The sequence below is a fragment of the Treponema sp. UBA3813 genome (genome assembly GCA_002368605.1).
In the GTDB taxonomy this organism is placed as follows: Bacteria; Spirochaetota; Spirochaetia; order Treponematales; family Treponemataceae; genus Treponema_D.
On sequence record DFEB01000018.1, the window covers coordinates 16,615 to 37,848 of the forward strand.

17 protein-coding genes are annotated in these 21,234 nt (G+C 42.6%); 7 read left to right on the forward strand and 10 right to left on the reverse strand.

The features are described from left to right. Positions 1–47: 47 nt before the first annotated feature. Together hemW and lepB are read right to left on the reverse strand one after the other, a co-directional pair. Complete coding sequence (gene hemW, locus B2089_RS01905; protein ID WP_296325816.1) at positions 48–1,262, reverse strand: radical SAM family heme chaperone HemW; 1,215 nt, start codon at positions 1,260–1,262, stop codon at positions 48–50. Positions 1,263–1,268: 6 nt separating this feature from the next. Next, on the reverse strand, positions 1,269–1,967 hold the full coding sequence (gene lepB / locus B2089_RS01910; protein ID WP_296325823.1) for a signal peptidase I: 699 nt from the start codon (positions 1,965–1,967) through the stop codon (positions 1,269–1,271). Positions 1,968–2,034: 67 nt separating this feature from the next. Here lepB and smpB point away from each other — a divergent pair, with 67 nt between their 5' ends. Together smpB and B2089_RS01920 are read left to right on the forward strand one after the other, a co-directional pair. Next, a complete protein-coding gene (gene smpB / locus B2089_RS01915) occupies positions 2,035–2,496 on the forward strand; it encodes an SsrA-binding protein SmpB (RefSeq protein ID WP_296325825.1) in 462 nt (153 codons plus the stop codon). Positions 2,497–2,524: 28 nt separating this feature from the next. Beyond that, positions 2,525–3,412, forward strand: a complete 888-nt coding sequence (locus tag B2089_RS01920) for a TP0183 family DNA metabolism protein (protein ID WP_296325827.1) — start codon at positions 2,525–2,527, stop codon at positions 3,410–3,412. A 66-nt stretch (positions 3,413–3,478) separates the two neighbouring features. Here the strand turns inward: B2089_RS01920 and B2089_RS01925 are convergent, their stop codons facing one another. Next, the gene (locus B2089_RS01925; protein ID WP_296325830.1) at positions 3,479–4,066 is read right to left on the reverse strand and encodes an L-threonylcarbamoyladenylate synthase; all 588 of its coding nucleotides are present in this window, start codon (positions 4,064–4,066) and stop codon (positions 3,479–3,481) included. Further along, positions 4,047–4,538: an FtsB family cell division protein gene (locus B2089_RS01930; protein ID WP_296325832.1), complete on the reverse strand. Its 492-nt coding sequence runs from the start codon at positions 4,536–4,538 to the stop codon at positions 4,047–4,049. The genes B2089_RS01925 and B2089_RS01930 overlap by 20 nt, the downstream gene beginning before the upstream one ends. Positions 4,539–4,760: 222 nt before the next feature. Here B2089_RS01930 and B2089_RS01935 point away from each other — a divergent pair, with 222 nt between their 5' ends. The 5 genes from B2089_RS01935 to B2089_RS01955 are packed head-to-tail and all read left to right on the forward strand — an operon-like array spanning position 4,761 to position 12,685. Next, positions 4,761–7,367 (forward strand): hypothetical protein, encoded by a 2,607-nt coding sequence (locus B2089_RS01935; RefSeq protein WP_296325834.1) that lies wholly within the window; start codon positions 4,761–4,763, stop codon positions 7,365–7,367. After that, positions 7,367–8,257: a hypothetical protein gene (locus B2089_RS01940; protein WP_296325835.1), complete on the forward strand. Its 891-nt coding sequence runs from the start codon at positions 7,367–7,369 to the stop codon at positions 8,255–8,257. Before B2089_RS01935 ends, B2089_RS01940 begins: the two co-directional genes overlap by 1 nt. Before the next feature lie 16 nt (positions 8,258–8,273). Further along, on the forward strand, positions 8,274–9,773 hold the full coding sequence (locus B2089_RS01945) for a 6-hydroxymethylpterin diphosphokinase MptE-like protein (protein WP_296325838.1): 1,500 nt from the start codon (positions 8,274–8,276) through the stop codon (positions 9,771–9,773). An 18-nt stretch (positions 9,774–9,791) separates the two neighbouring features. Further along, positions 9,792–11,258 (forward strand): motility associated factor glycosyltransferase family protein, encoded by a 1,467-nt coding sequence (locus B2089_RS01950; RefSeq protein WP_296325839.1) that lies wholly within the window; start codon positions 9,792–9,794, stop codon positions 11,256–11,258. Further along, positions 11,255–12,685: a hypothetical protein gene (locus tag B2089_RS01955; protein WP_296325841.1), complete on the forward strand. Its 1,431-nt coding sequence runs from the start codon at positions 11,255–11,257 to the stop codon at positions 12,683–12,685. Before B2089_RS01950 ends, B2089_RS01955 begins: the two co-directional genes overlap by 4 nt. A gap of 2 nt (positions 12,686–12,687) precedes the next feature. On the opposite strand, the gene B2089_RS01960 is transcribed toward B2089_RS01955, so the two are convergent. From B2089_RS01960 to B2089_RS01985, 6 genes are all read right to left on the reverse strand, one after another. Next, positions 12,688–13,275 (reverse strand): tetratricopeptide repeat protein, encoded by a 588-nt coding sequence (locus B2089_RS01960; RefSeq protein ID WP_296325842.1) that lies wholly within the window; start codon positions 13,273–13,275, stop codon positions 12,688–12,690. A gap of 3 nt (positions 13,276–13,278) precedes the next feature. Beyond that, positions 13,279–14,187 (reverse strand): hypothetical protein, encoded by a 909-nt coding sequence (locus B2089_RS01965; protein ID WP_296325845.1) that lies wholly within the window; start codon positions 14,185–14,187, stop codon positions 13,279–13,281. Then, the gene (gene ileS / locus B2089_RS01970) at positions 14,174–17,380 is read right to left on the reverse strand and encodes an isoleucine--tRNA ligase (RefSeq protein WP_296325847.1); all 3,207 of its coding nucleotides are present in this window, start codon (positions 17,378–17,380) and stop codon (positions 14,174–14,176) included. The genes B2089_RS01965 and ileS overlap by 14 nt, the downstream gene beginning before the upstream one ends. Before the next feature lie 81 nt (positions 17,381–17,461). Next, complete coding sequence (locus tag B2089_RS01975; protein WP_296325891.1) at positions 17,462–19,120, reverse strand: sensor domain-containing diguanylate cyclase; 1,659 nt, start codon at positions 19,118–19,120, stop codon at positions 17,462–17,464. An 11-nt stretch (positions 19,121–19,131) separates the two neighbouring features. Beyond that, a complete protein-coding gene (locus tag B2089_RS01980) occupies positions 19,132–20,511 on the reverse strand; it encodes a sensor domain-containing diguanylate cyclase (protein WP_296325849.1) in 1,380 nt (459 codons plus the stop codon). A gap of 3 nt (positions 20,512–20,514) precedes the next feature. After that, entirely contained in the window at positions 20,515–21,216 is a 702-nt protein-coding gene (locus B2089_RS01985) for a YggS family pyridoxal phosphate-dependent enzyme (RefSeq protein WP_296325851.1), read from the reverse strand. Positions 21,217–21,234 lie beyond the last annotated feature (18 nt).

Sequence of the window (21,234 nt, forward strand, 5' to 3'; positions counted from 1 at the left end):
CTGATTTCTGATTTCTGAATTCTGAATTATGAATTCTGAATTATGAATTATATAAGCTCTTCCAGAAATCGGTTCAATAAAAGGATTCCACGGCGGTTCAGGGCATAGGTTCTGTCGCCGTCGGGGGATTTTTTTTCCACTGCAAGGCGGTTTTTCTTCCACTGGGAGAAAAGGCCTTCGCTGTTCTCCGCTCCAATCCGCCCTGCAAGGCTTTTTCCGAATCGTTTGTTAAAATCACTTTCCCTTACGCCGCAAAGTTGCCTGAAGCCCAGCATTAAAAATTCAAATTCCAGAGTTTTTTCGTCAAGATTCTCAACATTTCTTTTTAAGCAAGAAATTTCGCCGAGAGAAAAAGCCTCGTCCACTCCCGCAAGATAGGCAGGAATGGAAAGGAAATCCGTCCAGCGAAGGGCAGATTTTTTCTCAAAATCGTAAAGGCTTCCGCTGGCTCCCGCACCGAGACCGACATAATCTTCCTGCTTCCAATAGGCAGAGTTGTGCCGAGCCTCACAGCCTTTTTTTGCGAAATTCGACACTTCATATTGAAAATAGCCCAATTTTTCCAAAATATTCCGCCCTTTAAGCCACATTTTATCGGCTTTTTCATAAGAAAAAGAGATTTTCCCCTCCTCAATCTTCTTCCAGAGGGGAGTGTTTTCCTCGACAGTCAGCGTATAAAGGGAAACATGGTCGATATTTGGGTATTGCCTAAGGATTTCAAACTGATTTTCAAAACTTTTCCAAGTGTGACCTGGCAGCCCTGCGATAAAATCCACGGAAAGCCGTCCTTTCCAGTGATTTTTTATGCTTTCAAGGGCATTTAAAATGATTTGGACAGAGCTTCCCCGGTGAACAGAAGACAAGGCCCGGTCATCCAAAGCCTGAACCCCCATGGAAAGCCTGTTGATTCCGGCCTTCTCGCAAGAAGAGAGAAATTCCTCCCCCGCATCATCGGGATTCATCTCAAAAGTGACTTCGGCATTTTCCGCAATAGGAGCGGATTTTTTGATTCCAGAAAAAAGAGCCGCAATCTGCGAAGGAGACAAAAGGCTTGGAGTGCCGCCGCCCACATAGACAGTCTTCCACTCAGAGATTTTGTAATAGTCGGCGTAAATTTTCGCTTCTTTTGCCAGAGCCTCAATGTAAGAATCCGACAAATCGTTGTTTTTTCCCCGCCGGTCGCTTTCACCTATGCTGAAAAAATCGCAGTAATCGCACTTTTTCTTGCAGAAAGGAATGTGGATATAGAGAGAAGCCTTCACGACGACTTAGAGAAATTTGAATTTATTGAAGGGAAAGTAAAGCACCAGGGCCTTACCGAGAATCTGACTGTGCTTGACCGGCCCCCAGACACGGGAATCAGCGGCAGAAAGACGGTCATCGCCGAGAACAAAATATTCGTCCGCGCCCAAAGTAATCTGCTGAATAGAAGACTTTGCTCCGAAATCAGGATCCCAGCCAGTCGGTGGAACGAGGATTTTAGCATTGTATTTAGAATCACTTACTTCAAATTCTGTAAGGAAATGATTGTCTCCAGCACCTTTGATAAAAACGACATATCGGTCAATATAAATTGTATCCCCAGGCATACCGACAACACGACGAAGAACTGGACGAGTTCCAGCCGTTGGATAAGTCTCAAACGGTCGCCATTTTCGCAAAGTTATAAAACTCGCCAGAGTCCGTAAAAACCTCTTGAAAGAACCGATATTCTCGTTCTTGTAATTGCTCATGAGAATGACATCCCCTCTCTCAGGATTTGTCATCAATGGAGATACAAATTCATAACTTCCAGAGGGAAGGTCAGGCGACATGGAATCAGATTTATTCTCAATTGGGAAAATTATGAAACTCATCAGAAAAGAGACGACTAAAAAAAACAAAAGCACGATGCCCGCAGTTGACAAGATTTTATGATGAAGTTCCCGCTTCAATTTATAAGAAATAGCGTAAATATTCTTTTCCATACATACAGAATAACAGATTTTTTGAAACAGTTGCAAGTCAAGATTGTTATGTTTATAATAAGAAGATATGTCTGAAAATGTTAAGATAATCGCACAGAACAAAAAGGCTCGCTTCAATTATTTCGTAGAGGAATCCTATGAATGTGGCATTGAGCTTGAGGGAACAGAAGTAAAGTCCGTCAAGGCTGGAAATGTGTCCTTTCCTGATTCTTTTGCCGAAATTATAAATGGTGAAGTCTGGATGCGAAATTTTCACATTTCAGAATATAAATATTCATCCGTGTTCAACCACAACCCGGATCGAAAAAAAAGGCTTCTTCTTCATAAAGAAGAAATCAAAAGGATTCAGCGAAAAGTTGACGAAAAGGGTTTTACTTTGATTCCGCTGGATTTTTACTTAAAAAACGGAAGGGTCAAGCTCACGCTGGGTGTTTGTAAAGGCAAAAAACTCTACGACAAACGCGAAACTATCAAGCAGCGAGACTTAGACAGGGATATGGCACGAGATTTCCGAAAAGATTTATCTTAAATCAAACGGATTTTCACGGAGCGACAACTTGAAGAATCAAAGTATAAAATCATGGCTCTCACGCCTCTTATTCATGATTCTATCTTCTCTTTCATTCATACATGCCGACAACCTGTTAGTCGACTATTACGGTGTCGTTTCCGCTTCATCTGACCGAAATATGCTTAAAATGGCACAGGATGTCTTTTTCACACAACTCAAATCCATTGATGGAATTACCGTAGACGACAAGCGGCCGGATTTAAGCAAAGCCTCTGTTTTCCTTCCCGAATTTGCAAGCACGAACGCAAAAGTTTTTTTCTATGCCGAAATCACAGACAGTAAAAACGAATCAGGTCAAACAATTTGGAATTGCCGTTTTAATGCGGTAACACAGGCAGATGGAATAACTCATTCTGCTACGGAAACTTACGAATCTTACTATAAGATCCTTGTCGGGGCAAAAACCGCAATCGAAAAAGTTCTTTCGGACTTAAAATCCCCTGCCCCAGAATTCATCTCTGCAAACAAAGCCAATATTGCGGCTGATTTCAGCACTGGAGTCGATATAGAATCTCTGGCAGGAACATGGAGCGGAGAACCTTACGCCGACAAAATCATCATTCTCCGTGGCGGCCGAGGTTTCGTAATATTTAAAAACGGTGCCACAATGAACATAAAAATCTCCGTCAAAAAAACGACTATAGCAGGAAGAAGCACAAATTTGGAAATAGCGCAGGTCGGAAAGTCAAACGCATCTTTTTTTCCGGAATTGCCCAGAGAGCAGGCCCTTGCCTGCGCCGCAAACGCATCTCCTATCACATGGAACTTCTCACTCACTTCGGCCGACACTCTTGAGGGCATAAAAAATACCGTCATCGCAACAAATGACGGCACAGAGCAAGGCACAGTAAATTCAAGCTGGACCCGTAAATAATCAGGAATTAGCAATTTGGAGTTAGAAATTTGTATTTCACTCATTCAAATTGCTCATTGTTCATTTCTAATTGCTAATTTTTATGGAGCCTTCCCGTACTACCTTTACTTCACCGTTTTCTTCTATGGCTACTATCGTTGAGGGAATCCCACCTTTTTTGTCTCCGTCATCCACAATCAGCTCCACTTCTTTACCAAATTCTGCCTTAATCTGCTGAATGTTATCAAGGACAGGAGAACCGCTCCGATTCACGCTGGTTGAATAAATCGGCGCGCCGCAGAGAGAAATAACCTTTCGGAGCCATTCGTCACCGGGACAGCGGAATGCGGTAGTCTCAAAATTTCCATCTTCGGCGAAAGTATGAACGATTATCGAGAGAGGCCCAGGCCACTTTTCAAGCAGGCTGTCAGGAATCACATCGCGGGTATATTTCTTTATATCTTCAGGTTTTGCTATGAGCTGGATAAAATGCTTGCCTTCATCACGCTTTTTTATTGTGCAAATCTTTTCGTATGTATGATAGGAATAATGGCGGCCGTCAACGATTCCAGAAAAACCATAGACAGTATCAGTCGGAAGGACGACGACCTTTCCCCTTCTTATATAGTCCGCTGCTATCAAAACGGACTCTTCATCACACTTGCGGCAAATCATAGACAGGAATCCCCTTTATTTTTATCTTTTTAGAAGGTCTTTCTTTAAAATTAAAATCTTTTACCATCAGGTACAAATAAGTCACAAAGAACATCAATAATCCCGCAACTTTGCAAAACCACTCAGGAAGGGAGTACGGCTCAATGGATTTAATCGGAGTTCCAGTCTCAAAATGATATTCATCAAGCGCAATCAGACCGTTAATCTTAACGACCTTTTCTCCGTCACGGACATAGCCCATTTTTCTAGCGAAACCAGCGATAACATCCGGGTCTTTTTCGAGAGCAGTATATTCAAGAGTAAGACTATCATTGATTTTCTGAATTTCATCCGCACGAGCGCTGAGAATTCTTTTCTGCTCACGGAGCTGACCGTCTGCCCAGATTCCGTCCGTACCACAAGTGAACGAGACGAGGACATATATAGCAGTTCCTGCAAGAGCAGCTGAGAGAACCCGAAACATTTTTACCATAGCCTTTTGAATATCGGCGACAGAGAGAAAAAATCTAAGATTTTTTTATAAATTGATTTTTTTAAGTCTAGTTTAGAAAAAAAATTGGACTTTTTACCTATAATTATGCTACAATGAATAATAAGTGTAATTTCGGTACGAAAAACTTCCGATATTATCTCAAAGACTTTCTTAATCGAAGGCTGTCAAACGCTTTCCGAAATTCACTGTAAGGGGAACAATATGAGTGATTCAGATAAAACAAACGAACTTGACAATTACGGCGTATGGGTTAAAAAACCGCCAAGAACTGTTTCATCTGAAATAGAAGAAAACGCAGACGCATTGTCTGACTCAGAAATCGATTTACCAGATTTTTCAAGCATCGATGTCGTTGATGAAGTTGATAATTCGTCTTTCGGCTCTGGAGAGACAGCACTCTCTCAAGACGAACTAGCAAACATCGCTGGCATGGGTTCTTTTGAAGAAAGCTCCCCAGAAGCAGCTCCGTCAGGCGAAACCGAAGAGATTTCCCTCGATGAATTTATCGAAGGCGGAGTCTTTGATGGAGACGACACGGCAGCTCCGGCAAGCAGCGAAAGTTCTGGCAGCAGCGAAGAGTCAGTCTCTACAGATGAATTCATGGACTCAAGCGACATTACAGTTTCAGATGAGGCTCCGAGTGTTTCAGAAGCACCCGCACTCTCTGATGAAGGTCCTATTGATATTGACCTTTCCTTTGATGATTCAGAATCATCAGCCGGTCTTGCATCTGGAAGTTCTGCTCCGTCAGCTCCTGTAGCAGAGGTGCCAGGCTCAGAAGATGTAGATTTGAGTGACTTCGGCGTAGATTTCGATAGCGGAGACACTTCATCAGACAGTCCAGCCGCCAGCACATCAGATGACGGAACAGAAAGCGTTGACCTGAGTGACTTTGGCTTTGACATTAATGCTCCAGAATCAAACGGTGAAAGCGAACCAGAGCAGGAAAGCGAGCCAGCCGCAGAAGAACCAAAAATCAATGAGGACGGGACTGAGGAAATTTCCTTGGACTCCTTTGGGTTTGACATCAATGCAGAAGAATCAAGCGGAGAATCTGAAGCCGCAGCTCCCGCAGAAGAAACGGCAAGCACAGAAGATGACTTTTCTGTTTCTCTCGATGATGAAAGCCCAGCCCTCACCGAAAGTGAACCCTCAGAAATGACCGTAAGCGCAGATGACGATGCAGGCGATATTTCCATTGAATCAAGTTCAGAGCCTGAACAGGAAGAAGCACCTGCACAAGATTTTGCTGCTCCTGATGACGATGACTTCGATTTAGACTCAATCATGGATTCAATTGAAGACGAAAATGGAAATACATCTTCACTCAATGACAATGCAGGAATTGTTTCAGAACCAGCTCCAGAAGCAAACGAAAGCGTTTCAGTTGAAAACACTGATGAAATCTCGGTAGTTGATATGGAAGAGCCAGTCTTTGAAGAAACAGCGGTTGATCTTCCTGAAAGTAACGAAGAATCTGGCAATCCTTTTGAACTTCCTCCAGACGATGCATTTACGGCAAGCGTTACAGAGGAACCAACAATTCATGAAGATTCAAGTGATACCGTCGAGACAGTCACATTCGATACTGTTCCTCTCACAGAAGAGCCGGTTTCAGAATCAGCAGTCGCAGAAGAAGAGCCTGTAGCTGAAGAGACGGCTACAGAAGAAGTCGTTTCATTTGAAGAAAACATTGCCGAGGAGCCTTCTGCAGAAGAAGCTCTTACAGAAGAGCCTGTCGCCGAAGAGCAAGCTGCCACAGAAAGTGTAAAACAAGACGAAGAAATCAGTTCGTCTGCAAACAGCATTTTGAGTCAGATTGCGTCGGAGCTTTCTTCACTAAGAAGCGAAATCTCAAATCTTAAATCAGAATTTGAAGAACTCAAGAACAAAGACTCTATCGAAGAGACAACTCCAGAGGAAGATAACTTCCTTGCTCAGGAACCAACGGAATCTGAGTCAAGTGGTGGCTTCTTTGATGAAGAAGATGGAGACGAAACAATTGCCCTTTCTCTCGATGAAATGGACAATATCCTCAACACTGTCGAAATCGTAGAAGAAAAGGCACCGGAGCAGGACAACGAAAATACTGAATCAGAAGAATCTTCATTCATTGAGAGCGATGCAAATTCAGAGGCATTTGATTTCTCTAATGACAATATCGAAGAACCAGTTCTTGACGACATTGATACAAATGTCGCAGAAGAAGAACTTCCTGACGAAATTCTCGTTCCAAAATCAAATGATGATATTCTCGTAGAATCAAGCGATGAAAATCTAATCGAAGACGCTGGTGTCGAATCTGGAGAAAACGAAAAAACAATTCTTTCTGTTGGAGAAGAACAGAACGAAGCAAGTGACGCAAATGACGAAGACTTCAACTTTGAAGTTGCCGAAAACAAAGACAGCGATTCACTTGTGGATGAGCCATTCGTATTCGATGAGTCAGAGTCGTCTCAGGCAGAAGAAGTTTCAGAGGAAAGCGAAAGCAACACACCGTCTGTAGAAGATATTCTTGGAGACTCTGCCTCATCAACAGACGAAGCAGAGGAATCGGTTTCTATCACAGAAGGAGAGCTTGACACTCTTCTCTCTTCAGAAGCGGCAAAACCAGTCGAAGAAGAAGAGGATGACACTGAGGTCGTCCAGTCATCAATTCCAAACAACTTGCAGAAAGAGATTAAATCCGTTCTTTCTTATATGGATCAGCTTTTGGAAAATCTTCCTGAAGAAAAAATTGCTGAATTTGCGCAGTCAGAACAATTTGAAACATACAAAAAATTGTTCAAGGAACTGGGGCTCAACTAATGGAAACAAGCGAAATTTCAGAAAAGCGGGGTCTTCTGCAGAAAGCACAAAGCGTTCTTGCAGATGTTACGCCGACATTTACAAATTGGTCAAAGCGCTCAGGCTTCATTCGAGCCGCAATTCTCTCGCCATGCAGCACTTCTGAAGGCGATTTTTATTACGCGACAGATGCCTATGGTCTTTCAGCAAGAGAAATGGCTTTGCTTACTGAGACAAAAGAATTCTGGATGAACACGCTTTCAAAAGCATTTGAATGGCAGTGCTTTTCACGGGATTTCAACGAACTTGATAAATTTGACGGTTTATTCGAGGATGATATTTACAATTCCATCAACAAGATTTTCTTCCTGCCTTTCAAAAACAAGGAAGAGCCGTTGATTTTTGTTCTTATAGAACTTGATGACGATGATGACATAAACCTTGCCCCCGCTTCAGAGGCGGCTGTAATGTTAAAAAACATCGTTGAATTCAAAAATCAAGAAAAAAAGATTCTCGCAAAATTCGACAAAAATATTGATACAGGACTTGGGATTTCAGAAAGCAGGCTTTACATCCTTTCTCTCAAAGTCTGTATCGAAAACAACCTCGCTGGCGTAGAAATTCCTGGCGACGAACTTAAATCTTTGGTCGTTCAGTCTGTTACAGAAGCGGCACAAACAATAGTCGCCCCACTCTTCCGCGCCCCCAACTGCTCAAACACAGGCAAAAACGGAGAAGTTAAAGTCGTTCTTTTTGCGAAAGACGAAGAAGATGAGCAGTTGCTTGCCTACCATGTCGCACGCACGCTTATCGGGCTTCTCGGCACTGGGGCAACAAAAGAAACGCTTTTGCTTTCGGCTGGCTTGTGTCCAAACAAAAAAGGCACAATCGATTTCCTTTGTCAGAATTAAATCCGTGGCGGAATAATTGGAAGCGTCTGGTTCAGAGATTCACTTTGAAAACGGAAAAAACGGTCAGTTAACTTGTAGTTTTCAAGGTAAATATCTTCACTCAAAATATAATCCACAAAACGAGGGGGAACGATTTGCCCAAATGCTTGAGGCAGATTTTTCCCCTCTTTGTGTCTTTATCATAGAACCTGCACTTTCTTATTGTCTACCTGCATTAAAAATGCGCTTTCCGCAGGCTGAAATTTGCGCAATTCGAATCCGAAAAGAATTCAAGGACTACGACTCGGTATGGGATCATGTGTTTTATTTTAACAGTGGATTTTCCAGCCTTGGAGAATGTATCTTTAATTCATTGAGTGAGGAAAAATTGTGCTCAAGCCTTGTTTTTGACTGGGCAGCAACAAAACAGGCCTTTCCTGATGAAAACATTAAAATCTGGGCCGAAATCAAAAACGCAATTCTAAAAGCACGGGATGTAATCGGAACCAGAGCTTTTTTTTCCAAACGATGGCTTAAAAACAGTCTTATTTTCGCATCACGGTTACAAAAAATTTATACCATCGAAAAGGGAAGCTCCTCCGTAATCATCGCAGCCTCAGGTCCAAGTCTCTTCTCATCGATTCCCTTCATAAAAAAATTCAGGAAATCTTTTTTCTTAATCGCAGTTTCATCCGCCTTTATGCCGCTCAGTGCAAATGAAATAGTCCCCGATCTTGTAATTTCAAGCGATGGCGGTTATTGGGCAAAAAGACACCTTGATTTTCCCAACTCAAGGGCAAAAACAATCTTCGCCCTTGAGGCAGAAAGTGCAATTCCTGGAAAAATTTTCGAAAACGAAAAAATTCTGCCACTTTTCTATCAAGATGGCATTGAAAGACATTTATTAGAAGCTCTCAAAATAAAAGGAATTCCCACAGAGCGCAATGGAACCGTCGCAGGAACGGCCCTGCAATTTGCACTTTCAATAACAAGTGGTCCCGTGTTTTTATGTGGTCTGGATCAAGCTCCAGCTGTTTCTTATCAACACACTCAACCAAATGCTCTTGAGGCAGGAAACGAACAAAAGGATTTCAGACTCCGCACAAAAGAAAGCAGGATAAGTTCGTCCAGATTCAATTCTTCTGCCGTGCTTAAAATCTATCGGGATTGGTTTGTCTCAAATTCAAATTTCTTTTCCGGAAGGGTTTTCAGGCTATCAGATAATTTTAACTATCAATTCTCATTAGGAAAAATCCGCGAAGTCTCATGGGAAGAATTCAGCAAAATGAAAAGCGAAAAGGCAGTTTTCCCAAGTTTTCACAAATGCGACATCCATAAAAACAGGCAGGAACGGAAACAAATTCTTTCTCAAAAACTTGCTTCAATCTCAGAAAGCGAAGAATTCATCTCCGAAGTTTTACCAATGGACGCGCTGCTCATAAAACGAGAAATTTCGCCAGAGAAAAAAAACGAGCTTCGCATAAAAATCAAAGAAAAAATCGAAAAATTACTGACGGAATGTAACAAATTGCTATAAAATAAAAAAAGGAAAATCATGGGTGGAAATTATTTTTATTCACAGTTTACCGAAGCAAAAGACGGAAATCTAATTCCCCTTTGCAAAAATTCTGTTACTGGTCAAGAAATTGCCCTTCACTCAAAGTATAATCCTCTTAGGGAGGCAGAAGGTTTTGCGGCTCAAATCGACGAATCATGCCTTTTCTTTGTCATCCTAGGAATTGCAGGCGGATATCATATCGAAAAAATCCTCGAAAAAAACGAAAAATGCAGGATTCTTGCCGTAGAAGATTCAGAATCATCACTCGCCTTTCTCATGAAACTTCCCCTGGTAAAAAAATTGTCAAAACAAAAAAGAATTTATTTCACCGATATCTATCATCTTAAAGAAATGCTTCTAACCCACTACAAACCAGCGATTCATGGAAATCTTACGATTCTTCCACTCAGACAATGGGAATCTGTCTTTTCGCAAGAAGCATGTCAATGCAAAGAGGCAATAACTCAGGCGATAAAGCTTCTGGCAGCAGATTTTTCTGTACAGAGCCATTTCGGAAAAATCTGGCAAAAAAATATAATCTCAAATCTTTCACTGGCAGAAAAAGCAAAATCTTTTGATGAAGTCTGTAAGAAAACTGACAAAATGAAAACAGCGGCGATAATTGCGGCGGGCCCCAGCCTCGACAACAACATATCACTACTCAAAAAAAAACGGGATTCTTATTACATAATCGCAACTGACACGGCCTATTCCGCCCTCACAAAGCAGAATATTATAAGTGATGCCGTAGTATCAATTGACGGTCAGCAAGTCTCTCACGAACATTACATGGAGAATTTATCCCAAAAGACAATCTTCTTTTTTGACCTTTGCGCAAATGCTGCTTCCGTAAGAAGAGCTTTTTCAATCACGAAGAACATAATCCTCACCGAAAGCGGTCACCCACTTGCACAATACGCATCACTTTACACCGGCAAACGAACTTTTCCTCATCTTGAGGCGGGAAGCGGAACCGTAACCATAGCGGCCGCAAGTCTTGCAAAAAAAATAGGATTCAAGAACATAGAATTCTTTGGCGCAGACTTTTCCTACAGTGGAGGACGAGCTTATTGTAAGGGAACCTACCTCGAAAGCCAGTTCTGCATAAAATCCAACAGGCTTGCAACGGCAGAAAATGCTTCAACTGCCCTAATCTACCGGACACCAGTCATCAAAAAAGACGATGGAAAAATAACCACGGAAATTCTTGAAGCATACAGGCTCTCTTTGTCGGACTATATGAATAAAAAAGAAGTTTCCGAAAACACAGACATCTGCAAGTTCAATTTAAATGATTTTAAGTCGCGATACTGTAATGACTTGCGCTCCACCTTCAAGTCAGAAAATGAATATGATGAAAACACATACGCTTTCACGACTCTGCTTCCTCTATGCGCAAAACTCGGAAAGGACTCTTGTTTTCTTGCATACCTTAAAACATTAAGATATACTGAAAGAGTATGAAAAGACCAATTACCATTGTATCGACTATCAGCGGCTTGCTTTTTTTAACGGCCATCATCTGGTTTGGAGCAGGCATTTATATCGACAAAAAAAATGGAACGGCAAAAGCCGATGCCCGCTATGAGAAATTACTTTCAGACACAAAACAGAATTTCTCCACACACAGCTACGGAACTTCAGAATTCGCAAATAATTTCATACAATCAATTGGCAACATCGATGATTTTTCTACGCTTAAACTTGAAATAAACGGTGAGTTAGTATATTCATATCCGCCAGGACTTTTTTCGCTCCCCTCGCCAAAACTCGTCAAAACTTATCAGGAAACTGTATTTTCGGCTGGTAAAAATTTTACACTGGAAGCATCCGTTTACCTCTTGTCGCCAGACTCAATCTATATTCACTCACGTTTTGCCTTCATTTTAATTCTTGCAGGAACACTCATCGCCTTGCTTGTAATAATCATGATGGGTAGTACGGAAAAATCAAAAGACTACATGTCATACAGTGACTCTATCCGAAAATATGCAGATTTAAGCTCAAAATCCACAAAGAAAGAAGACTCAATAATCGAAAAGCAAAAAGATGTTGAAGGGAAGCATGAGGACAAGGAAGAAGAGTCAAAAGAGCCTCAAAGAGCAGAGGTTCTGCCAGAAGAAAATGCTGAGTCTTCTTCAGAGGAGACTATTTCAATTCAATTCCCAGAAGAAGAACCTGTTCTCTCAAAAGAAGACGAAATCGAATGGAATGATGAAGAGCTTTTTGACGAAGAAAATCAAGAGTCAGATTCTACAGAAACAGAAGAAAGGCTAACCGAAGATGAGGATCAGGGCGGGCTTGACATAATCGATCAGTTTGAACAAGAGAATCAGCAGCTTGCCGATGAAGATTTGTTTTCTGATGTTTTTGAAGAAAAAGATGAAGATACAGTTTCTGAAGAAGAAAAACAAGTCTCCCCTGTTACACAGATTCAGCTTCAGGCAGGAATTGAACAGAGACTTAATGATTACATCGACAATGGAAAATCTGACGCGACTTTGGCGCTTTTAAAAATCAATGGTCTAGACAGAGGCAATAGCATTTCACAAAATATCATCTCCATCCTCAAGGAAAATTGTTCTCCAGACAATATTTTTGAGTACAAGGCAGACGCTTATGCTTTAATCATGCCTGAAGAAAATTTACAGAATTCCGTAGATAAATTTGAAGAACTTTACAACAAAATTTCAAGTTACCTCAAAAACAACAATGCTGTAAACGAGGTTTCTGTTGGAATTTCATCCGTAAGCAAACGAGCAATCAGGGCTGAAAGAATCATCTTAGAAGCAAGTCAAGCTTTGGATTATGCTTCTCAAGATCCAGATTCACCAATCGTTGCGTTTAGGGCAAATCCAGACAAATATAAAGAATTTGTAGAAAATCAGTAAAATTATTTTTTTTCTGGTTTGGAATCAGAAAGAGCGGAAAGCTCCTGCTCAAAAGATGTGATTTGTTTGTTGTCAGGGAATTTTTCCTTAAAAACGAGGAATGTCTGCTCAGCGTCTTCCTTGCGAGCCAAGTGTATAAGTAGAGCCAGATAGCTTTCGAGAATATTCTCATCGTAAGGATTAGATTCGCTTAGTTCACGATACAAAACAAGGGCTTCATCAATATCGCCGCGCCTTGCCGTAATATAAGCCATACTTGTCTTAAGCATTGTATTATTCGGATCGAGTTTTAAGAGTTCAGAATAAGATTCCCCCGCCTTCTTCCAGTTTTCAGAAAGTGCATAACATCTTGCAAGTTTATAATAAGCAGTCAGGTATAAATCCTTATTTCGCATTGCAAGCGTGTAATATTCCGCAGCTTTGTCGTATTTTTTTAAATCCATGTAGCCTTCAGCAATGGTATAATACTCTGTCGCAAGATTCTTTAAAATAATGCGAGACTCTCCTGGAACGCGGATTGAACTTGAAGCGCATGAGAAAAGTGAAGATAAAAGCAAAAAAAACGAAACTGTTAGGAAAAATCGTTTCATGAACTACCGGATTAAAGACAGAATGCGTGCCCTTGATATTGGCAAATCAGTTATTGTAATCTGCGTTTCGCCAGTTTGTGCAATTTTGGCCGCAATTCCAAACAAGGCGACTTTTAAAAGCGCACAAGTGGCTTTGACAGTACGAGCATCGGAGAGATTCAAGGTAAGCTTGACTGCAAAAAGACTATTGTCATCACGATAGGGGGAAAGAACGGCTGAAACATTTTTTACAGGCGTTTTAACATCAGTTGCCCCAAGGAAAGACTTTAAAAATGACTGTGGCAAAGGTGAGTACATTGTGATACTCGCACCTTGCGCTCCATCTCCCTGGAGAAATTGATAAACTCCATTGCTAAGAACATCCGAAGCAAGAGATTCATTTGAAACTTCAGAACTTTCCTCTGTTACAACTTCTTCTGCCCTGCCTAAATAAGAGAGTCGATTATACCGCTTTACCATTGGCTCAATGTTATGAGAGAGGAAAGCATTAGAAGCAGAAGGAAGTGAAAGCTGGTATAAACTTGACTGATGAGTATAAATAACATGTCCGTCAAACGCAGATGACTTCCAGCCTTTTTTTTCGTTCAAGGCCATTCCCAAAAAACTCTGGGGGATTTTTCCAGTCACGGAAAGCTGGATTTCTCCATTCAAACCGATTGCAAGATAAGCCATGTCAAGGCGCTCTACGATTTTTTGAGCATCTTTTTCACTTGCCCCCGCCAGTTTTTTTACTGCTTCGGTGACGAATTCAGAATTAGCCTGAACAGGAACTGAAAGATAAAGAGCCGCGTCAGAATCAAGCAGGTCAAAGGCATTGACTGGCTCCAAATCGGGAGTAGATTTACAAGAAAACAAAAGACCTGCTCCCACCATAGTGATGAGGGCAAGTCTCAAAAAATTAAGCTTTTTCAATAGAAATGCTCCATGTTTTGTCGTCGGCTTCAACGGAAGTCGGCTTGGTAAGCGAGTCCTTCCATTCCTGAACGGTGGCAAGAGTTTCGCCTTTTACAAAATCCTTAAATTTGCCGAAAGCGTCCTTCAAGTCAGAGTCGCCGGAAACGAAGAGCTTGATTCGGTCAGTGACTTCAAATCCGCTCTCCTTGCGAAGATTCTGGATTCCGCGGATAAGGTCGCGCACATAGCCTTCTTTTTTAAGCTCGTCAGTGACTTTTGTGTCCAAGCCCACGGTAAGGGTGCCGTCATTTACGACCTTGAGGTCTTCTTTTTCAATGCGCTCGACGATGATTTTGTCGGTGTTCAAGTCCACGCTCTGACCGTCAACATCGAGAGTGACTTTCTTTCCGCCCAAGATGTCGGAAATCGCCTCGTTTTTAAGCTCGGTGATTTTTGCGGCGGCGGCCTTCATTTTGGCTCCCAGCTCTTTTCCGAGAACCTTGAAGTTTGCCTTTGCCTTGTATTCGACAAGCTCGTCTTCCCTCTCGTGGAAGATTACTTCTTTAACATTGAGTTCCTCGCGGATGGTGTCAATCATGCTCTCAAGAACCTTACGCTCCTCGGCGTTGCGGGTGACAAGCTGGGTAGAAGCCAGAGGCTGGCGGTTTTTGAGGTTGAACTGATTGCGAAGGCTTCGACCCATTGAGACAGCCTTCTGAACGGTTGCCATGCGGAATTCGAGCTTTTCGTCACGGAGGGCTGCATTGTAAACAGGGAAATCTGCCAGGTGAACTGATTCAGCGTCCTTTTCGGTACGGAGATTCTGCCACATGCTTTCTGTGATGAAAGGAATGAAGGGAGCCGCAACCAGAGAGAATGATTTTAAGGCATAGTAAAGTGACTCGTAGGCCTCTGCCTTGTCGCTGTCATTCTCGCTCTTCCAGAATCGGCGGCGGCTTCGGCGAATGTACCAGTTGTTGAGCTGGTCGATGAAGTTGATGAGGGGGTCAATTGCAGTGCTCAAGTCGTAGTCATCGAGGGCTGTCGTGACATCCTTAATCATCTTCTGTGTGATAGAGACAATCCATGCGTCAAGGGGATTAGAAGGCTTTTTGCCCTCAAAAACGCTTCCTTTAGCTGTGTAATTGTCGATATTTGCGTAAGTTACGAAGAAGCTGTATCCGCTCCAGAGAGGAATGAGGATATTCTTCAAAACCTCGCGCACGCCGTTGTCGCTGTAGCGCAAATCGTCTGCCTTAACGACAGCCGAGTGAGTGAGGAAGAGACGGAGGGCATCCGCTCCGAACTGATTGATTGCCTCAACAGGGTCGGTGTAGTTTCTGAGGGACTTAGACATTTTGCGTCCGTCTTCTGCAAGAACAAGACCGTTTACGATACAGTTCTTGAAAGCGGGCTTATCAAAAAGCTCTGCGGCAAGAATGGTAAGGGTGTAGAACCAGCCTCGTGTCTGATCCAGTCCCTCTGAGATGAAGTCTGCAGGGAAATGCTTTTCAAAATGCTCTTTGTTTTCAAATGGATAGTGAAGCTGAGCATAAGGCATGCTTCCTGACTCAAACCAACAGTCAAAGACTTCCGGGATTCGGTGCATGGTTCCGCCGCACTTACACTTAATCGTAACTTTATCAACAAACTGCTTGTGAAGGTCTTCCAAGTCAACGCCGCTCTTTACTTTGAGCTCGGCTCGGCTTCCGATACAGATTTTTTCGCCGCAGTCGTCACATCGCCAGATTGGAATGGGGTTTCCCCAGTAGCGGTTACGGCTGATTGCCCAGTCGCGGCTTCCGGCCAGCCACTTTCCGAAGCGGCCTTCCTTGATGTGGGCAGGCTGCCATTTAATCTGAGCGTTTGCCTTTAAGAGGCGGTCGTGCTGGTCGGCAACCTTTACGAACCAAGAGCCGATTCCACGGTAGATGAGTGGCGAGCCGCAACGCCAGCAGTGGGGGTACTGGTGGTTTACAGTCTCCCGCTTAACCAGTTTGCCCTCTTTTTTGAGGCGGTCCATGATATCTTTGTCAGCGTCTTTTACGAAAATGCCGGCATAGTCAGAAACTTCTTTTGTAAAGCGGCACTCTGCGTCCATTGGCTCCACGAAAGGAACCCCGCTTCCCGCAAAGACCTTGGAGTCGTCTTCACCAAAGGCCGGGGCGATGTGAACGATGCCGGTACCGTCTTCGGTTGAGACATAGTCCGCATTGAACATACGGAAGGCCCCCTTCTCGCACTTCTGACCGCTCTGCTTTTCACACTCAGCGGCGTCTTTAAGATTTGCAAAATAAGGGAAAAGCGGCTCGTATTCCGCGCCAAGGAATTCGCTTCCCTTGTGACGGTAGATGATTTCGTAGTCTTCAGGATTTTTGTAATATGAGGCAAGACGGCTTTCTGCGAAAATGTAGTAGTCACCGGAAGATTTATCGAGAATCTTTACATAGTCAATCTCCGGTCCCATACAAAGACCGAGGTTTGAAGGCAAAGTCCACGGAGTTGTCGTCCATGCAAGGAAATAAGTCTTGCCGTTGGTCATGTCTGGGTCAGTAAAGGCGGCAGGTGCTTTTGTGACCTTGAAGCGGATGGTGATTGCAGGATCCTGCTTTTCCTTGTAGCCCTGAGCCAGCTCGTGGGTAGAAAGAACAGTGGCACAACGCGGACAGTAAGGCAAAATGTACTTGCCCTCGTAGATAAGGCCCTTGTCCCAAAGGGATTTTGCCACCCACCAGATGGTCTCCATGAAGTCCGGGTTCATGGTCTTGTAGTCGTTGTCAAAATCAACCCAGCGGCCCATGCGGGTGATGGTTTTTCGCCATTCGCCAGTGTATTTGAGAACGGAAGCCCGGCACTTGTCGTTGAAATTTGCGACACCGTATTCTTCAATCTCGTGCTTAGAGTTGATTCCCAGCTCTTTTTCGATGAGGTTTTCAACAGGCAAACCGTGGCAATCCCAGCCGAAGCGGCGGTCAACCTTTTTGCCTTTCATTGTCTGATAGCGGGGAATAATGTCTTTAATCGTTGAGGGAATGAAGTGGCCGAAATGTGGCAGGCCTGTGGCAAACGGGGGGCCGTCAAAGAAAACGAATTCCTCTGCCTTGCTGCGCTGCTGAACCGACTTTTTAAAAGTGTCGTTCTTTTTCCAAAACTCTAAAACTTCTTCTTCCTGCTTAGGAAAATCAACCTTTGCATCAACTGACTTGTACACAATATTCCTCGTAGATGACGGAATTTTTGATTCCGAAAGATTTTTGGGGAATATTATAGAATAAACTTCAATAAAAATCTACTACCGTGACCGCCGGTCATTTCTTCCCTGATAAAAACGCTGTTTTTCCATGTACATTTCACCATCAGCCCGCTGGAAGACAGTCTTATAATTTTCGTCTCCTTTTAAATAGAATGTAAGGCCGGAAGAAATTGAAAGCTCATTATTGTATTTGCGAGGAGACTTGTTAAATTCACTTATAGTCTCATGGAATTTATTAAAAAGATTTTTAACTTCTTCTTCGTCTGTTTTTTCTTTTATAACGATAAATTCATCTCCACCGATACGATAAATAGACTCTTCGCCAAAGACAGTTTTAAGAACATTTGCTGCATCTGAAATCAACAAATCTCCGATTTCATGCCCGAAACTATCATTCACACGCTTTAAACCGTTCACATCAAAGACAATTACGGCAAAATCGGCCAGTCCTTCGATTATCTTTCGGTCAAGGACTTTAACAATATCCAGGTAGGCAGCTTTGTTACCAACCCCTGTCATTGCATCAGTATAAGCCTGTGAGTGGATGTAGCTGATGTATTCCCTCAGTTCAGACGCCATTTTCCGGATACTGTCCGCAAGCCGGCCGATTTCATCATCTGAATGGTGATGAATAGGAATATTCAACTCGCCTTTTGAAATTCTCGAAGCGGCATTTGTAAGTTCGTCAATGGGGCGGACAACATAATGAATTACTAGCTGAATCATAGCGACGATTACAAAAATTACAACCACTAGAATTATCATCATAAGCCGGCGCATTCGAAATGAAGGCTTTTTGACTTCATCTTCAGGAACTGAAACAGCGAGAATCATTCCATTCTGCAGTCTCTCCCCGACAATGAAATGGGACTTTTCGTGCCATTTATAATAACCTACAGTTCCGTCATGTTTTTTTTCGCGTAAAAGATAAGATGCAGCATCCAATAACCCCTCGTCAAATTCCATTGCAGAAAGACCTTCAGGATACTCTCGGTGATAAACTAAACTGCCTTTTTCATCCAACAGGAAGCCAAATCCATTTTTATAGTCAATATCATCAACAACACGATGGATTTCTGCCATATTTATATCCATGCCGACTACACCGAAAAAAGCATCATTTTTGTAAACAGGAATGACATAGGATATCATTACGATATTTATATTCTGGTTGATATAAGGAGAAAGCCAGCTAGCCCTTCCCCTGTCCCGCGGTTCATAATACCAGCCAACATGCTCACGGTCGTTGCTGGGATATTTGAATATATCGGTAGGAGTTAAGCGGACAAAAGAATCAGCATCAGATTTCAAAAAGAAAAATCCTGCAGTGGGACCGAATTTAACCGGCTCAAGACGGAAGTAAGCAGTTTCTACACTACCTGGAATTCCTGCGATGGTGAGTGCCTTACTATAGGACTCATCGACAAATTGCGTCAGATAAGCAGCATTTTTTTCTGCCTTTTTAAGATCGAAATTATCCGTAATGTAATCTGCAAGAGACTGAACAGCCCGCTCCACATCGGCCATGTGGGTATTCAACTCGCTCACCTTTTGCCTGGCAAGCATATTCATCGTCTTCTCATTACTGTCACGAATGATGGACTGCATTTCTCTGGAACCAGCTATAGAAATCGAAAAATAAACAGCGAGAATTATTCCAGACAGGAGTGTAAGCATTTTAACACGAAGAGACTTCATCACACTTTCTCCTATGTTCTTTTGACACCATTTCCCCCCATCTCCTTAACGAGATAGCAGGCCTGGGCAGCACGATAATAATTCTTTTTAATCATATCAGAAAGCCGGACATCAGTTACCCCTACAGATACCGTTACCAGCCCTTCCTTTTCAAGTTCTGTGGCAAAAGCATAGCATAAATCATAAGCCTGAGTAAGATTTTGCGTAATAAGAACCGTAAATTCATCGCCACCCCAGCGGAAAATTTCATCATGCTCAAAAATACGTCGAGCAACCTCTGTAACATGGAGCAGGATTGCATCTCCGTCTAGATTGTCATTGGCTTCCTTAAAGAAATCTATATCAAAAACGGCAATTGACTTGTAGCGGGTCGTATTGAAAACTCCGCGCTCCCCATAGACATCCTTAAAATAATTGCGGTTGTACAATCCAGTAAGAGGATCCACAGGCTCATTTTTTACAGGATTAGCTAATTTATTTTTATCATCTGCGTGAATTTGAAGACAGATTATTACAGAAAGCAAAATAAAAAGCAGGATAATTGTAATAATAAAAACAGGACTTTTACTTTTTTGAACATGACTATTCAAAACGTTGCTAACTACCAGATACCAGTCAAGTTCTGGAATAAATGTTGTAGCGACAAAGCCATCTCCCTTGACAGCGTAGTCATATTTTTCGGTAAAAGAAGGATTTTGAAGGCGGTGATAGGCATTTTCAATATTAATTGAGTGAGTGTCCACCCGAACAAGACCGTTTTTATCAACAAGATTTACTTTGATTTCGTATTTTTCTTCGTATCTTTTAAAGAGTTCCTGCAGTTCATCAACAACCACGCCAATTCCGCATACTCCCAGAAGTTCCCCTTTAGAATTTTCGACACGAAGGTCAATAAAGACAGTCCACTTGTTGCCGTTTGCCTGATCCAAATCTACATCAAGGGCATAGGGAACATTTTTTGCAAGAATATTGGAATACCAGATATCATGGCTGTCTACATGGGGATTAATGATTTTTAAAAGCCCGTCTCCAGTGTAATAGCGGCGAGTCTTATCAGAAACCAGAAAACAGGATGTATATTCGCCGGCCTGCCTGATATTTGAAAGCCAGGCCTTGAATTTCTGAATCAAATACTCTTCGGAATATTCATCTTCATGTTCAAGAAGATCTAGTGCAAAAGAATTCTGCGCCATAGCCTTGGAAACCTGAATCGGTCCGCGAATCATGCTTATAATATCATCATGAATGCACTCTGTAATAAGAAGATGAAATTCTCTATCACTATAGGATTCTTTTAAAGGAATTGTAAGATGAAGGATAATTGATACGACTGAAAAAATAGCAAGAAGAAAGATGACACTAACCTGCCGTTTGAACCTTGTGCTACCCATAAGCTAATTCCTTTGGCCGAAAATAGCCGTACCGATACGGACAATAGTTGCCCCCTCTTCAATAGCAATCTCAAAGTCTCCGCTCATACCCATGGAAAGTTCCGAAAGGTCAAGGCTGGGGTATTTTTTCTGGAAAGAATCCCTGAGATTTCGCAGGGTGACGAAGGATTTTCGGATTAAACCTTTGTCTTCGGTAAAAGGAGCCATGGTCATAAAGCCTCTGGGCGTGATATGGGGAAATTTCTGCCCGGCACAGAGCTTTATCGCATTCTCCAGCTCTTCCACACTGGTAAAGCCCGCCTTTGAGTCTTCGCCGGTGTGGACTTCAAAAAGAATTTCGATATTTTTATTGATTTTGGCAGCCTGTTTTTCAATTTCCTCGATTAATTCGATACGGTCAACACTTTCGATGCAGCTGGCGATTCGGACGGCTTCCTTAACCTTGTTGCGCTGCAGGCTCCCGATGATGTGAAGATTCGGCTCCAAGCCCCTGGCACGGATTTCGTCAAATTTCGCGGCCGCTTCCTGAACACGGTTCTCGCCAAAGAGAAGCTGCCCCGCATGAATAGCTTCAATGACACTCTGAGCTGGATGAAATTTGCTCACGGCGACCAGCTTGACGGAATTTTCATCACGGAAGGCCCGCTTTTCAACGGCACGGATTTTATTTAAAACTGATTCTAGATTCTCTGCAATCTGAGCCATGCAATCTCCTAAAATTAT

Bases quoted from the DNA above. Each gene is read 5' to 3' on its own strand.
- B2089_RS01980 (WP_296325849.1), bottom strand. From the start codon at position 20,511: ATGGGTAGCACAAGGTTCAAACGGCAGGTTAGTGTCATCTTTCTTCTT.
- B2089_RS01985 (WP_296325851.1), bottom strand. From the start codon at position 21,216: ATGGCTCAGATTGCAGAGAATCTAGAATCAGTTTTAAATAAAATCCGT.
- B2089_RS01940 (WP_296325835.1), top strand. From the start codon at position 7,367: ATGGAAACAAGCGAAATTTCAGAAAAGCGGGGTCTTCTGCAGAAAGCA.
- smpB (WP_296325825.1), top strand. From the start codon at position 2,035: ATGTCTGAAAATGTTAAGATAATCGCACAGAACAAAAAGGCTCGCTTC.
- lepB (WP_296325823.1), bottom strand. From the start codon at position 1,967: ATGGAAAAGAATATTTACGCTATTTCTTATAAATTGAAGCGGGAACTT.
- B2089_RS01960 (WP_296325842.1), bottom strand. From the start codon at position 13,275: ATGAAACGATTTTTCCTAACAGTTTCGTTTTTTTTGCTTTTATCTTCA.
- B2089_RS01930 (WP_296325832.1), bottom strand. From the start codon at position 4,538: ATGGTAAAAATGTTTCGGGTTCTCTCAGCTGCTCTTGCAGGAACTGCT.
- B2089_RS01935 (WP_296325834.1), top strand. From the start codon at position 4,761: ATGAGTGATTCAGATAAAACAAACGAACTTGACAATTACGGCGTATGG.
- B2089_RS01925 (WP_296325830.1), bottom strand. From the start codon at position 4,066: ATGATTTGCCGCAAGTGTGATGAAGAGTCCGTTTTGATAGCAGCGGAC.
- B2089_RS01950 (WP_296325839.1), top strand. From the start codon at position 9,792: ATGGGTGGAAATTATTTTTATTCACAGTTTACCGAAGCAAAAGACGGA.
- B2089_RS01975 (WP_296325891.1), bottom strand. From the start codon at position 19,120: ATGAAGTCTCTTCGTGTTAAAATGCTTACACTCCTGTCTGGAATAATT.
- B2089_RS01955 (WP_296325841.1), top strand. From the start codon at position 11,255: ATGAAAAGACCAATTACCATTGTATCGACTATCAGCGGCTTGCTTTTT.